Annotated in this window: 11 protein-coding genes; 4 read left to right on the forward strand and 7 right to left on the reverse strand. The window is 72.6% G+C overall.

What is annotated here, in order from left to right:
* Nucleotides 1-30: 30 nt before the first annotated feature.
* Nucleotides 31-621 carry a TetR/AcrR family transcriptional regulator gene (locus H343_RS0118430; RefSeq protein ID WP_028432355.1) on the reverse strand — a complete coding sequence of 197 codons (591 nt, stop codon included), beginning with the start codon at nucleotides 619-621 and terminating at the stop codon, nucleotides 31-33.
* Nucleotides 622-847: 226 nt separating this feature from the next.
* Nucleotides 848-1,225 carry a GntR family transcriptional regulator gene (locus H343_RS0118435; RefSeq protein ID WP_486586946.1) on the reverse strand — a complete coding sequence of 126 codons (378 nt, stop codon included), beginning with the start codon at nucleotides 1,223-1,225 and terminating at the stop codon, nucleotides 848-850.
* Nucleotides 1,226-1,353: 128 nt separating this feature from the next.
* On the opposite strand from H343_RS0118435, the gene H343_RS0118440 reads away from it, so the two are divergent.
* Entirely contained in the window at nucleotides 1,354-2,283 is a 930-nt protein-coding gene (locus H343_RS0118440) for a GNAT family N-acetyltransferase (protein WP_037904217.1), read from the forward strand.
* A 108-nt stretch (nucleotides 2,284-2,391) separates the two neighbouring features.
* Here the strand turns inward: H343_RS0118440 and H343_RS0118445 are convergent, their stop codons facing one another.
* Together H343_RS0118445 and H343_RS0118450 are read right to left on the reverse strand one after the other, a co-directional pair.
* The gene (locus H343_RS0118445; protein ID WP_028432358.1) at nucleotides 2,392-3,588 is read right to left on the reverse strand and encodes a MarP family serine protease; all 1,197 of its coding nucleotides are present in this window, start codon (nucleotides 3,586-3,588) and stop codon (nucleotides 2,392-2,394) included.
* A 279-nt stretch (nucleotides 3,589-3,867) separates the two neighbouring features.
* Nucleotides 3,868-5,220: a class-III pyridoxal-phosphate-dependent aminotransferase gene (locus H343_RS0118450; protein ID WP_028432359.1), complete on the reverse strand. Its 1,353-nt coding sequence runs from the start codon at nucleotides 5,218-5,220 to the stop codon at nucleotides 3,868-3,870.
* Nucleotides 5,221-5,307: 87 nt separating this feature from the next.
* Between H343_RS0118450 and H343_RS31430 the strand changes: the two genes are divergently transcribed.
* The gene (locus H343_RS31430; protein WP_486586947.1) at nucleotides 5,308-6,270 is read left to right on the forward strand and encodes a LysR family transcriptional regulator; all 963 of its coding nucleotides are present in this window, start codon (nucleotides 5,308-5,310) and stop codon (nucleotides 6,268-6,270) included.
* A gap of 439 nt (nucleotides 6,271-6,709) precedes the next feature.
* Nucleotides 6,710-7,354: an MSMEG_1061 family FMN-dependent PPOX-type flavoprotein gene (locus H343_RS0118460; RefSeq protein ID WP_028432360.1), complete on the forward strand. Its 645-nt coding sequence runs from the start codon at nucleotides 6,710-6,712 to the stop codon at nucleotides 7,352-7,354.
* Nucleotides 7,355-7,469: 115 nt separating this feature from the next.
* Here the strand turns inward: H343_RS0118460 and H343_RS0118465 are convergent, their stop codons facing one another.
* Nucleotides 7,470-8,309 carry an alpha/beta fold hydrolase gene (locus tag H343_RS0118465; protein ID WP_078505863.1) on the reverse strand — a complete coding sequence of 280 codons (840 nt, stop codon included), beginning with the start codon at nucleotides 8,307-8,309 and terminating at the stop codon, nucleotides 7,470-7,472.
* Nucleotides 8,310-8,594: 285 nt separating this feature from the next.
* Here H343_RS0118465 and H343_RS0118470 point away from each other — a divergent pair, with 285 nt between their 5' ends.
* Complete coding sequence (locus H343_RS0118470; protein WP_028432362.1) at nucleotides 8,595-9,446, forward strand: RNA methyltransferase; 852 nt, start codon at nucleotides 8,595-8,597, stop codon at nucleotides 9,444-9,446.
* Nucleotides 9,447-9,543: 97 nt separating this feature from the next.
* On the opposite strand, the gene H343_RS31435 is transcribed toward H343_RS0118470, so the two are convergent.
* Both H343_RS31435 and H343_RS0118480 read right to left on the reverse strand, forming a co-directional pair.
* The gene (locus H343_RS31435) at nucleotides 9,544-10,656 is read right to left on the reverse strand and encodes a DinB/UmuC family translesion DNA polymerase (protein ID WP_078505850.1); all 1,113 of its coding nucleotides are present in this window, start codon (nucleotides 10,654-10,656) and stop codon (nucleotides 9,544-9,546) included.
* A complete protein-coding gene (locus H343_RS0118480; protein WP_028432363.1) occupies nucleotides 10,653-14,282 on the reverse strand; it encodes a DNA polymerase III subunit alpha in 3,630 nt (1,209 codons plus the stop codon). The genes H343_RS31435 and H343_RS0118480 overlap by 4 nt, the downstream gene beginning before the upstream one ends.
* Between the last annotated feature and the right edge of the window lie 8 nt (nucleotides 14,283-14,290).

Below are 14,290 nucleotides of genomic sequence, written 5' to 3' on the forward strand. Positions count from 1 at the left end.
GTGAATCGGGCAGGGGCGGGGAGACCCGGGTCAGGCGCCGAGGGCGGGGAGGACCACGGCATCGATGTAGGAGAGCAGGAAGGCTTGCGTGGGAGGCCGGGCATCGATCATGGTCCGGGCCGCGAAGGCGCCGACCATCATGTGCAGGACATAGTCGAGTGCGGGGTTGTCCGCACGGACCTCGCCCCGGTCGACCGCGCGATGCAGCACCCCGCGGAGCTCTTCCAGCTCCGGCTCGATCAGCAGCTCACGGAATGCCTGCAACAGGTCGGGGTTCGCATGGACCGCCATGGCCAGTCCCCGCATCAGCGCGGAGTCCGCTTCCATCTGGCTGTCACCCTGGCACATGGCCAGGGCGTGCAGGTCTCCCCGGAGGGACCCGGTGTCGACGTCGGCGAGATGCAGCGGCTTCTCGTGCCGCAGCGCCCGGACGACCAGCTCGGCCTTGCCGCCCCACTGGCGGTAGAGGGTGGCCTTGCTGGACCGGGTGCGGGCGGCCACGGCGTCCATGGTGACGGCGTCGTAGCCGACCTCCCGGAGCAGGTCGAGCACGGCCGCGTACAGCTCGCCCTCGCGCTCGGGCGTGATCCGGCTGCGGCGCGCCGCTGCGGCATCAGCCATCATCGACACTTCCCTCTGAACGAAACTGTTTCGTACACGAGGACTGTAGCGCACACCTCGCGCGAAACGAAACCGTCTCGTACCGCGGGGGCGCTCGCGGCTGCGCACGAAGGGCGTACGGGACGGAGAAGGCCCCTGGCCTGCGCCGAGCCGGAAGGCCGTCCCCCACGCCACTTCAAGATCACCTACCGGTGGCCACCGTCACCAGCCTCCGTGGACAGAACACCTAGCCGTAGGCGGCGCGCAGCGCGTCCTCCACGGCAGCGAGCGCGGCGCTCCGGTCCAGGCCGAGCCGCCGCACCCGCTGCACGTACGACTGGGCTGCCTCCGCGGCCTCGCGGGCGGCGGCGTCACCGGCCGCGGCGATGTAGGTGCCGTGCCGCCCTCTGGTCTCGATCACGCCGTCCGACTCCAGGGCGCGGTACGCCTTCGCGACGGTGTTCGCGGCCAGGCCCAGCTCCTCCGCCAGCCCGCGTACCGTCGGCAGCTTGTAGCCGGTCGGCAGGGTGCCGCCGCGTGCCTGGTCGGAGATCTGGGCGCGCAGTTGCTCGTAGGGCGCCTCCGGCGCGGCCGGGTCGATGTCGATGTCGATCTGCAGCGGCACGGGGTCTCCGGATCTGTTCGCGGGTGCGGTGGCGCGTGGAGTTCACGCGGTTGTGCGCTGCCGATTCTCTCTCAGGCGGCGGAGAATCCTCAGCGGCCGCCGCTCGCGGTCGGCTACTGTGCGGCGCCATGAGACCGCCGGTCGCCGTGGAGGGGTTCCGCGCCGAGGACGCCGGGGCCGTCGCCCGTGTCAGACGTGCCGCCGTTCCCCATCTCGTGTGCACCGGGGAGTCGGTGGCCTGGGAGGCCGCCTCCTCCCCCGAGGGGAAGCGCACTCGGTGGCTGGTCGCCCGTGACGCGGTCGGCCGGATCACGGGGTGCGCGGACGCCGGGCTGCTCACCGAGAGCACCGAGCCGGGTGGGAGCGCCCTGCACACCGCGGTGCTCCCCGGTGTGCAGGGTCAGGGGGTGGGCGACGCCCTGGCCGCGGCCGGGGAGGAATATCTGGCGGGACTGGGCGCACGGCGGGTCTACACCTGGGTCCCGGACGACGGCCGCTCCCCGGGCTTCGCCGAACGGCGCGGCTACACGCGCGGACGCCGCGCCTGCTTCCTCGGCCTGGATCTGACGCGGGCCGGGCTTCCGCCGCTGCCGGACCCCCTGCCGGCGGGCGTCGAGCTGCGCACCGCGCAGGATTTCGACGGCCGTCAACAGCCCCTGTACGAGGCGGACCTGGAGTGCACGGCCGACGAACCCGGAGACGTGCGGGCCGGGTTCGTGCCCTACGGCGACTGGCTCCGGCTGAACTGGGAGCGCCCGGACATCGATCACCGTCTCAGCTCGGTCGTCCTGCTGGAGGGCCGCGTGGCGGCGTACTCGGTGGCCCGGACGGACGGACGCGAGCGCTACTGGTCGGGGATGACCGGCACCAGGCGCGCGTACAGGGGACGTGGCCTGGCGCGGCTGGCGAAGCTCGACTCGCTGCGCCGCTCAACCGCCGCGGGCTACGTCCACGCCTTCACCGGCAACGACGCCGGAAACGCGCCGATGCTGGCCGTCAACGAGAGTCTCGGCTACGCGCGGACGGGCGCGGAGTGGCGGTACGTCAAGGAGCTGTGAGCCGGAGAGGCGCGGGCCGGCCGCCCACGGCGCGGCACGCGGACAAGGCGTGGCGCCCCGTCAGGCGCCCCGTCACAGGGCCGGCCCCCTCGCCCGCGCGGCGCCCCGTCACAGCGCGGCGCGGTTGCCGGTGCTCACCGGCTCCGAGGAGGCGAGACCTCTGCGCGCGTGGTCCCGTACCTGTTCGGCCGTGAGCGCGTAGCCGGTTCCCGCGTCGCTGGTGGAGCGGGCGAAGATCACCCCGTGGACCCGGCCGTCCGTGGTCAGCAGGGGCCCGCCGGAGTTTCCGGGGCGGACGTTGGAGCGTATGGCGTAGATGTCGCGGGTGCTGGGGCTGTCGCCGTAGATGTCCTGGCCCTGCGCCCTGACGCGCTGTGCGACGGCGGCCGCCCGCAGATCGAGAGGCCCGTTCTCCGGGTAGCCCGCGACCACACCGGGGTCGCCACGCGAGGCGGTGCCCGCGAACTTCAGCGCGGGGGCCTTGAGTCCGGGCACGTCGAGCACGGCGACGTCGGTCGTCGGGTCGAACTCCACGACCTCGGCCGGATAGGCGCGGCCGACTCCTCCGACGCGCACCGTGGGTTCGCGTACGCCGGCCACGACGTGCGCGTTGGTCATCACGTGCTCCCGGGCGTAGACGAAGCCGCTGCCTTCCTGGCCGCGCACGCTGCCCTCGACGTTCGCCACACCCTCGACCTTGACGGTGCTGCGCTTGGCGGCCTGCGTCGCCGCGGGGGTGACGGAGTCACCGGAGGGCTCCGCGACGGTGGCGCCGGGCTCGTTCTCGAACGGGTTGAAGACCGGCGGGAACCCGGCGGTGGTCAGCGCCCCGCTCGCGTCGTTGAACCAGGTGGACGCCTGGTCGGGCATGCGGTCCTGCACCGTGCCGAGGACCGCGGAGCCGCGGATCTCCTGGTTGAGTGCGGGTGAGGGAGAGGTGGACAGGGCGCTCGCCGCGACCCAGCCGACCAGGAGCACCGCCACCGCGTTGGCCGCCACTCCCCCGGCCCCGTCGACCCAGCGGACGGGGGTCCAGTGCAGGGCGCCGCGCAGCCGCCACCCGATCGGGGCGGCCAGGGCCTGCCCCACTGCGGCGGGGAGGAGCACCGTGAGCAGCGCGGCGACGGTGGCTTCCGTGGTGCCGGAGGAGACCCTGCTCAGTACGGACGGCAGCGCCCACACACCCACGAGCGCACCGCCGACGAAACCCGCCAGCGAGACGAAGCCCGCGACGAGGCCCCGGTGATAGCCGGACACGGAGAAGACCAGCACTGCGAGCAGCAGCAGCACATCCAGCAGGTTCACCCGTGCACTCCTCTTCGCCCAGTGGGCTGTTCGTCGCTCTCCGTACCAGCCGTGCCCCCCGATTGTGCCCCGACCGTCCGTGTGTCTTCCCCGCTTCTCCGGAACGACGCGGAAGTGCGCCAAGTCGGTTCCTCACCGGCCTCGCGCGGGAGCGGGAGCGGGACACGGGACAGGCGGTCGGGGCGTCGCCGGTGTCCGCCCGTGTCCGCCCACGCCCTCCCGCATCACTCCCGCGTCGACTCCCGCATCGACTCCCGGTCACTCCCGGGCCGCCACGGTTCAGGGTTCGGCGCGGGCGGCGCCGATCGCCTCGTCGAGGATGGCCAGGCCGAGCGAGAGCTCTTCCTCGGTGGCGGTCAGCGGCGGCGCGATCCGGAAGACTCCCCCCATGCCGGGGAGCTGGACGATGTTCATGTGGAGGCCGAGTTCGAGGCAGCGCCGGGTGACCTGAGCCCCCAGCTCGTCCGGGCTCCGCTCCGTCACGGGGTCGGCGGCGAGTTCGAGCCCTGCCAGCAGACCCCTGCCGCGGATGTCTCCGACGACTGCGTGGCGCCCGGCGATGTCCGCCAGGCCGTCACGCAGGAACGAGCCGAGCGACCGTGCGCGCTCGTCGAGCTCGTCGTCCGTCAGGACGTCGAGGACGGTGTTGCCGACCGCGGCCACGAGGGGGTCGGCGACATGTGTGGTGAAGAACAGGAACCCGCGCTCGTACGCCTCCTGCTCGATCTCGGCGCTGGTGACCACGGCCGCGAGGGGAAGTCCGGCACCCAGCGTCTTGGACAGCGTGAGGATGTCGGGAACGATGCCGTCGCGCTCGAACGCGTACCACGTCCCTGTGCGGCACAGGCCGGTCTGGGCCTCGTCGAGGATCAGCAGCATGCCGCGTTCCCGGCACTTCTCCCGCAGCGCCGCGAAGTATCCGGCCGGCGGCTCGATGATTCCGCCCGAGCTGAGAATCGGCTCGACGAGGCACGCGGCGAGGTCGCCGGTCGACTGGGCGTCGATCAGGTCGAAGGCGAAGTCGAGCTGGCGCTGCCAGTCCAGCGAGCCGTCGGCCGCGGTGAAGTCCGGCCGGTAGGCGTTCGGCACGGGGATGGCGAAGTTCCCCGGCGCGGCAGGTCCGTAGCCCTTGCGACCCGCGCTGTAGGTGGCTGACGCGGCTGCCTGCGTCATCCCGTGCCAGGACCGTGCGAACGAGACGATCTCGTGCCTGCCGGTGACGAGCTTGGCCATCCGGATGGCGGCTTCGTTCGACTCGGCGCCCGTCGTCAGCAGCAGCGCCTTCTCCAGCGGCGCGGGCAGCGTGCCGGCCAGCCGCCGGGCGAGGTCGACCGCCGGGCGGCTGAGCATGCCGCTGTAGAGATGGTCGAGGGTCGCCACCTGCCGCTGGACGGTCGCGACGATCTGCGGATGCGAGTGGCCGAGGATCGCGCTCATCTGGCCGGAGGTGAAGTCGAGGATCTTCCGGCCGTCGGCGGTGAAGAGGAAACTCCCCTCCGCACGGTCGATGATCTCGCGGGTGAACTCGCCTCCGTAACGCACGAGATGCCTCCCGGCATCCGCCCAGAAGGCTTCGGTGGAGGACGGGGCGGTGGTCGCGGCAGTACTCGCGGCGGTGGTCGAAGAAGCCATGTCCTCGACGGTAGGACGCACCCGAGCGACACGTCCATCTCACGATTCCGGCTGTCGTGTTCGGCAAAACCGCACAAGAATGCGGGCATGATGAACCCTTGGAGACTCCGTCTGCTGAGCCGGCTGGACACGCTGGGCACCGTCCGGGCGGTCGCCCAGGCCGCCGACCTCAGTCCGTCCAGCGTGTCCCAGCAGCTCGCCGTGCTCGAGGCCGAGACACGCACACAGCTCCTGGAGCGAACGGGACGCCGGGTGCGGCTGACCTCGGCCGGGCTGATCCTCGCCCGGCGGGCGCGGGCGATCCTCGATCACATGGACAGCGTCGAGGAGGAGCTGCGCGGTTTCGGGGAGAAGCCGGCCGGGCTGGTGCGGCTGGGGGCCTTCCAGAGCGCGATCCGGACCATGGCCGTACCGGCGGTGACCCGGCTGGCGCGCGAGCATCCGCACCTGGACGTCGAACTGCTGGAACTGGAACCGCACGAGAGCGTGCCCGCGCTGCGGGGCGGCGACGCGGACATCGTCATCACGACCACGGACTTCGACGAACTGCCGCTGGGGCCCGACCTCGACCTCGTTCCGCTGACCACGGACCCGGTGGTGCTGGTGGTCCCGCCCGAACACCCCGCGGCCGGCCGCGGCACCGTGGACATCGCGGCGTACGCGGACGAGTCGTGGGCGTTCGACATGCCCCAGTCCTACATGGCGAACCTCGCCCTGCGCCTGTGCCGTCAAGCCGGGTTCGAACCGCGGGTGGTGTGCCGGTTCAGCAACTACCTGATGACTCTGGAGCACGTCGAGGCCGGACTGTCGATCGCGCTGCTGCCCGACCTGGCGGTCGACAGCCGGTATCGCGTCGCCACCAGGGAGCTGGCGACCCCGGTGACGCGGACCGTCACCGCAGTGATCCGCCGCGGCGCACCACCCCGGGCCGCCGTGCGCGCCGTGCTGGACGCGCTGCGACACCACGAGGCAGCCCCCGGCCCCGTCCGTGGCGGCACTCCGGCCACCGGCTCACCGCCGGAGGGGACGGGCCCGGCTCTCCGGGACTGATGCCGCGCCGCCCGGCCGCCGTAACCGCCGTACCGCTCTTCGTTCGCGGGACCGGGACGGCAGGCGGTCCCCGTGCCTCCGGCCGGGCACTCCGCACGGCCCGTCCGGCCGCCCGAGCTTTAACCGCCCGTGAGCCAGTCCTTAAGCGCACCATAAGGATGGGCGGTTGGGGCTCCTGGACGGGGAAATTGCAGCTGAGCGGGGTTAGCGTGCTCATGGCGGCCGGGGCTTCCCGACATCCCCCACGGGAGGCCACGGCCGCCGGCGGAACCGCCCCCCACCGTCAGGAGTTCCATGTGTCCGCCCGTCGTACGGCCGCCGGCGTCGAGCTGCCGGGCGTCGCGCACCACCCCCGGGTGTGAGTGACCGTGTCCGTAGAATGCCGGTACGAACCGGAGCCCGTGGGAACATGCCCCGCGTGCAGGGAAGGTGAGGCCGGGTGGAGTCGGTGGAGCAGCCGTCGGCGGCGCGGGAGGTCACATCGGAGGCCGAACTGCGAGAGCTGCTGGGCGAGCCGGCCCCGCACGCCGCACGGAAGGCCCGGAGCGCGCTGCACGCGATGGACCGCGAATGGCTTGCACACTCGCCGCTGTGCCTGATCGCGACCTCCGGCGGCGACGGTTCGTGCGACGTCTCCCCGAAGGGTGACCCGCCCGGATTCGTCAAGGTGCTCGACGAGCACACCGTCGCGATCCCGGACCGGCCGGGAAACCGGCGCATCGACGGTTTCCGCAACGTACTGGCCAATCCGCACGTCGGCCTCATCCATCTGGTGCCGGGCCGCGGTGACACGCTGCGCATCAACGGCAGGGCCCGGATCGTGCGTGAGGCACCCTTCTTCGACAGCATGACCGTCAAGCGGAACCGGCCCGTGCTGGCGCTGGTGGTGGAGGTCGAGGAGGTCTTCTTCCACTGCTCGAAGGCCTTCCTGCGCTCCGGCACCTGGAGTCCCGGCAGCTGGCGGCCGGACGCGCTGCCGAGCCGTGCGAAGGTGTCCAAGGCGCTGGAGCGTCAGGACGACCCGCTGGAGGTGCTGGAGGAGTACTACGGCCCCTCGTACGCCGAGAAGCTCTACAGGTGGTGACGGCCGCGGGGCGGGTGGCGGTGACGGGCGGCGCGGGTCGCGGTGACGGGCGGACCGTGCCTGCGGACGTCCCCTCCCCACCGGAGCGGGGAGGGGCACCAGTGCCCTCACTGCACTAGGAAGTGCAGGTGGTCGGGGTCGCGTTGGCGGGATCGAGGGCGTTGGCCGTCTCGTGGAAGGCCACCCTGTCGAAGAGCCCGATGGCGAGGTGTTCGGAGATGTCGGCGGGGCACAGATCCTGCACCACGACGTTGTTGACGTCGGGCCCCTCCAGGAACTGCGTCTTGTAGGGCGTCACGATCTGGTCGTACTTGGTCGCGATCACGGTGTACCGGACGCCGGGAACGGTGTCGCCTCCCTCGTTGAGGCGGTTGATGAACTCCGAGCCCTCTTTCTGCTGCATCAGCGAAGGACCGAGGTCCTCGATGACGTCGCCGACGGGCGGGATCAGATCGACGAGCTTGGTGAGCCCGCTCAGGGTGGTGCCGTGGTTGCTGGGGGCGATGCCGACGAGAGCGTTCACCTTCTCCGCTCCGTCGAGGAACTTGAGGTAGTAGCGGGGCATCATGCCGCCCTGCGAGTGGCCGACGATGTCGACCTCGCCGGTACCGGTGGCCTCCAGCACCTTGTCGACGTACGCGTCGAGCTGGTCGGCCGAGTCCTCTATGGGGCCGAGGCCGTAGACGAGCGGAATGCCGTTGTACTGGCCGTAGTCGAGGGAGAAGACGCAGTATCCGCGGTTCTTCAGGTACGGGGCCAGGCCGAGCCAGTTGTCGACCGCGTTGCCGCCCGTGCCGTGCACGAGCACGACGGGGCGCGGGTGTCCGGCCGAGGGCTTGCAGTCGTAGTCGTTCCAGCCGCCCTCAGCGGCCTTCGGTTCCGGAGCCGCCTTCGTGGCGGGGGTGGAGGAGGGTTCCGCCGCGGAAGCCCCGGCGGCCGTGAGGGGGAGTGCCATGACGATCGCGACCGCCGCCGCAGCGGCTGCCGTCCCGTGGGGATGTTTCCAGGAGATTTTCACTGTCGTCTCCTCATGGGGGTGAGACGAACGCTCCTCGTGGGGGTGAGGTGGGCGTTTTCCTCATGGGGGGTGACCTGGGCCACATTGATGAAGCCATGTCAATTTACGCAGGGGTAACATGGCGGGGCCATAAGCGTGCTTGTGAAGATTCTGTGACCGCCTCCGCCGTGTAGGCTGCCGCGGCAGCAACCCGAGAACGGATCATGGGCGGGAGGAAGACCGGTGGCTGTGCGGATCACCTCCCGCAACGCCCGTTTCCAGCAGTGGCAGTCGCTGCTGACCAACCGGAACAAGCGCCTGCGGGCACGGGAGTTCCTCGTACAGGGGGTCCGTCCCATCACCGTCGCCCTGGAACGCGGCTGGCCCGTACGGACGTTGATCCACTCGACCGCCCGGCCCCTGTCGCGCTGGGCGGAGGACCTTCTGCGCGAGACCCGTGCGGAGCGCGTCGCGATGGACCCGCGGCTCCTCGCCGAACTGGGCGGAAAGAGCGAGAACGCACCCGAGGTGATCGCGGTGCTGGAGATGCCCCCGGACGACCTCTCCCGCATCGGCGGGGGCGGCGACTTCCTCGGCGTGCTCTTCGACCGGCCCACCAGCCCCGGGAACATCGGCACGGTCATCCGCTCCGCGGACGCCTTCGGCGCGGACGGGCTGATCGTCACCGGGCACGCCGCCGACGTCTACGACCCCAAGTCGGTGCGGGCCAGCACAGGTTCACTGTTCGCGCTGCCCGCCGTCCGGGTCCCCTCCCACCGCGAGGTCCTGCACTGGCTGGAGGAGCGGAGAGCACACGGGCCGCGGATCACCGTGGTCGGTACGGACGAGACCGGCGAGGCCGACCTCTTCGACTCCGATCTGACCGGGCCCGTACTGCTGCTCGTCGGGAACGAGACCGCGGGACTGAGCACGGCGTGGCGCGGGCTGTGCGACCGCACGGTGCGCATTCCGATGGCGGGGTCGGCCAGTTCGCTCAACGCGGCCGGCGCCGCGACGGCCGTGCTGTACGAGGCGTCCCGGCAGCGTGTCGCCGCTGCCCGGGCCAGGGCAGCCGGGGACCGGCCCACAGACTGAACCGGTCGAGGCGCGGCCCGGACGCGGCGCTGGGAGGCCCGGGGCGGGAGTCCCCGGTCCCGCACCCGCCCATGCCGCGTCCGGGACCCCGACCCGCCTATGCCGCGTCGGAGAACCCGCCGCCGGAGGGCCCGCCGCCGGAGGGCCCGCCGGACGCCCGCGCCCCCTCCGGTTCTCTCCCGGAGAGCGCCGCGGGGTGCGCCGCCGCGGCACCGAACCGAAGCCGCGCCCGGTCCGCCGCCGCCTCGGCGCGTCTGGCCTTCTCCTCACGGGGATCCAAGGAGAGCTGCCGGGCCGCCATTTCGGCGGGCATCAGCTCCTCCGCACGCAGGGACACCGCGCGCACCCGGGCCCGCTGCAGTCCGAGCGCGTCGTGCAGTGCGTAGGCGGCGGCGGTCAACGCCGGTGTGTGCGCCGAGGGTTCGGCGAGCGTGCGGGTACGGACGGTGGTGGAGCGGTCGGCGTAGCGGACGGTGAGACTCAGCGCGCGGGCGGCCTGCCCCTCCGTACGCATACGGAAGCCCAGTTCGTCCGCGAGGGTCAGCAGCGCGCGGCGGCGCCGGACGGTGTCGAGTTCGTCCCGGTCGAAGCGGTACTCCGAACTGACAGAGCGTGCGGGGGCGCTGGGGACGACGGGGGCCGGGTCGATACCGCGGGCACGCTCATGGATGCGGCGTCCCGTCTTCGCTCCGAGCACCCGCTGCAGGGTGGCGGGTGCCGCGTCCGCGACACGGCCGACGCTGTCCAGGCCGTACGCGCACAGTGTGCGGGCGGTCGCCGGGCCGACGCCGTGCAGGGACGCGACAGGCCGGCGGGCGAGGAACTCCGCGGTCTCCTCGGGGCGCACCACGCGGACCGTGCCGCGCGGACCGGCCTGCGCGGCCATCCGTGCCAGAAGCGGGTTGACGGCGACGCCGACGGTGCAGTCGGTGCCGTACAGGGCCAGGGCGCGGAGGCGGACGAGCCGGGCCAGGGCGGGGGCGTCGCGGTCGAAGTAGCGCAGCGCGCCCCGTACGTCGGCGAGCGCGGCGTCGGGCGGGAGGGCCTGTACGACGGGGGTGAAGCCGGCGAGAAGGCCCAGGAGCTCCGGGAATTCGGGGAGTTCGGGAAATTCGGGGAGCCGGGGGAATTCCGGGTGGTCCGCCTCCCCGTGGTTCTCGAAGCGCACGTACAGCACGTGGAGTCCGGGACGTGCGGCGGCCCCGGTCATCCCGCGCTCCCCGGGCTGGAATGCCACAGTTTGCGGAGGGCCTTCGGGGAGCCGGCGGAATCGCCGGGCGGACGCAGATCGGCCCAGGGGTGCATCTCGTACCCCTTCGCCACCCGGACCGTGCGCTCTCCGGCTCCCTCTCCGGAGCCCTCTTGGGATCCTTCTCCGGCCCCCTCTTCGGAGGTCCCTCCGGAGCGGGAGACCGGTCCCGCCCCCTGGTCCCGCCGCCCGGGAGGTTCCGCCAGCCGCGCGGCGACCGCGTCCAGACCGCCGGTGCGGCGCAGTTCGGCCAGTTCGGCCAGGTCCCACGCGGCCGCTCCCACCACGCTGAGGCTGCGCGGTCCGCGCCGCTGGACCACACCCCGCACCAGCAGCAGCCAGGAGTGGAAGACGGTGTGCGCGCAGGCCGCGTGGCTGTCGTCGAAGAAGGCGAGGTCGACCAGCCCGGTCCCGTCGTCGAGGGTGGCGAAGATGACGCGCCGCCCGGACCGGATCGGCGGGGTCTGGGTGGCGGCCTTGGCGCCCGCGACCAGGACCGTGTCGCCGTGCCGGGCCTCGCGCAGGCCATGCGCCGGGTGCACGCCCAACTCCCGCAGGAACGCGGTGTGGTCGTCCATGAGGTGCCGCGAGGCGTCCATGCCGAGAACACCGAGTTCGGCGCCCAGCCGTTCGTCCGCGTCGAGATCGGGCAGCCCGGCGGGTTCGGGCACGGCGGCCTCGCCGAGTGCCAGCTGACCCTCACGGGCCCCGGCGGCCCCCCGCTGCTGCCGGTGCAGTTCGGCGATGTGCAGCAGCAGGTCGCGCCGGTTGCCGTGGGGCGCGAAGGCGTCCAGTGCCCCCACCTGCGCGAGTCTTTCGGCGACGGGACGGGACGGCCGCGCCCGGCGCCACAGGTCGGCCAGCGAGTCGTAGGGCTGCCCGGCGGCGATCCGCTCCGCGTCGCCCTCGCTGATGCCCTGCACCTCGGAGAGGGCGAGACGCACACCCCACCGGCTCCGGCCGGGTCCCTCAACACCCTTGAAATCAGACACCAGTTCGATCCGATAGGCGACGGACGACCGGTTCACATCCAGCGGCAGCACCGGCACCCCGCGCCGGCGCGCGTCCGCCAGCAGCAGCCTCTTCGGGTACATCCCCGGATCGTGCTCCAGCACTCCCGCGTAGAACGCGGCCGGATGGTGGGCCTTCAGCCACGCCGACTGATAGGTGGGTACGGCGAAGGCCACGGCGTGCGCCTTGCAGAACCCGTAGGACCCGAACGCCTCCACGATCTCCCAGGTGCGCTCGACGGCCCCGGCCTCGTACCCGCGCCGCGACGCCTCCTGCGCGAACCAGGCCCGCACCCTGCCCTGCCGCGCCTCGTCCGAGAGCGCACGACGCGCCTCGTCGGCCATCGCACGGCCGCAGCCGGTCATGACCGACAGGATCTCGATGATCTGCTCGTGGAAGACCACGACGCCGTACGTCTCCCGCAGCGCGGGCTCCAGGTCCGGGTGCGGATAGCTGGCCGGCCGCCGCCCGTGCCGCGCCTCGATGAACGGCCGCACCATGTCGGCGGCGACCGGCCCCGGCCGGAACAGCGAGATGTCGACGACGAGATGGTGGAAGCTCTCCGGCTGCAGCCGCCCGACCAGGTCGCGCTGGCCGGGCGACTCGATCTGGAAGCAGCCGAGCGTCTCCGCGGAGCGGATCAGCTCATAGGTCCGCGGATCGCCCTCCGGCACCTCCTCCAGCACGACCCTCTCCCTGCCCGAGGCGGGGGCGCCCCCACCGCCGGAGGCCCGCTCGACCTCGGCCACCGCGTGCGCCATCGCGGACTGCATCCGCACCCCCAGCACATCCAGCTTGAGCAGCCCCAGCTCCTCCACGTCGTCCTTGTCGAACTGGGACATCGGGATGGGGGAACCCCCCTCGCCCGGAGAACTGTGGGGCACCTCGCCGCTTGTGGGCACGACAGGCGTACGGGCGCGGAGCGAGGAGTCCGACAGCAGCACACCGCACGGGTGCATGGCGACCCCGCGCGGCAGCGCGTCCAGCGACTCGACCAGGTCCCAGAAGCGGGGCCCGTACCGTTCGGCTTCCACACCGCGCAGTTCGGGGAGTTCACCGAGTGCCGCGCGCGCGTCACGCGCCCGGATGTGGGGGAACGACTTGGCGAGCCGGTCGGTCTCGGCGGGGTCCATGCTCAGCGCCGCGCCCACGTCCCGGATGGCGTGCCGCACCCGGTAGGTCTCCGGCATGGCGACGGCGGCGACGCGCTCCTCGCCGAAGCGGTCGAAGACCGCGCGGTAGACCTCCAGCCGCCGGGCGGACTCCACATCGATGTCGATGTCCGGGAGAGCCGCGCGGCGCGGCGAGAGGAAGCGTTCCATGAGCAGGCCGTGCTCGACCGGGTCGGCGTGTGCGATACCCAGCAGGTGGTTGACCAGCGACCCGGCACCCGAGCCGCGTGCCGCGACCCGTACGCCCATCGCCCGCGCGTCCTGCACGACCTGGGCGACGGTGAGGAAGTAGGAGGAGAAGCCGAGCCCCTCGATGATCCGCAGTTCGTGTTCGAGCCGGTCCCAGCGTTCCCGCTGCCCCTCGTACCGCCGTGCGACCATCCCGGCCGCGCAGCGCGAGCGGAGCACGTGCTCGGCGCTCCTTCCGCCCGCGCCCCGGCCCGCGCCGCGGACGCCGGTACCCGCCCCGACCAGCCACGGCTCCGGGAAGTGCACCCGTCCGATGCCGATGTCGTCCTCGGGGTCGACACGGCAGGCACCGGCGGTCTCCTCCGTCAGCGTCAGCAGCCGGTGCGCGGTCCCCCGCCGGTACCCCGCGGCTTCCGCGACGCGCAGCGCGGCCTCCGCCATGGCCTCCGGCCCCTTCAGCCAGCGCTCCCCTCCGTCCAGTCCCCTGCGCGGATCGACCGGGACCAGCAGGCGCGCCGAGTCCAGTACGTCCGCGACCGGCCCCTGGCTGGGGTCGGCGTAGCGCACCGCGTTGGTCAGTACGGGGCTGACCCTCTGCTCGGCTGCGAGCCCCAGCATCCGCGCGGACTCCCGCAGCGGTACGTGGCCGGTGACCTCCAGCCGCAGCGCCGTGCCGAAGATCTCGCGCCAGCCGTCCAGCTGCCGTGCCGCACGGTCGGGGCGCCCGGCGGCGAGTGAACGGCCGACGTCGGATGCGGGGCCGAGCAGGACGGTCAGCGCACCCTCCGACGCGCCTCCCAGAGCCGCCAGGTCCGCCCACTCCAGCCGTGGACGCTCGCCCCCGCCGGCGTGTGCGGCGCTGACCGTCCGGCACAGCCGGTCCCAGCCCGTGGCTCCCTGCCCGGCGAGGAAGACGACCCGCTGTGCGGACTCGTCGACAAAGGCACCTCCCTTGACGGGGGTACGCCGCCGCCGTACGGCGCTGTGCCCCTCCGGCCGCTCCGCCACGGCCAGCTCCGCTCCGTAGACCGGCCGCACTCCGGCGCCCGCGCTCGCCCTGGCGAAGCGCACCGCACCGGCGAGGGTGTCCCGGTCGGTGAGCGCGACGGCGTCCATCCCGCGTTCGGCGGCGCGCTCGGCCAGCGTCTCGGGGTGCGAGGCTCCGTACCGCAGGGAGAACCCGGAGGCGACGTGCAGGTGCACGAATCCCGGCATCGCACGCA

Source organism: Streptomyces sp. TAA204 (genome assembly GCF_000424965.1).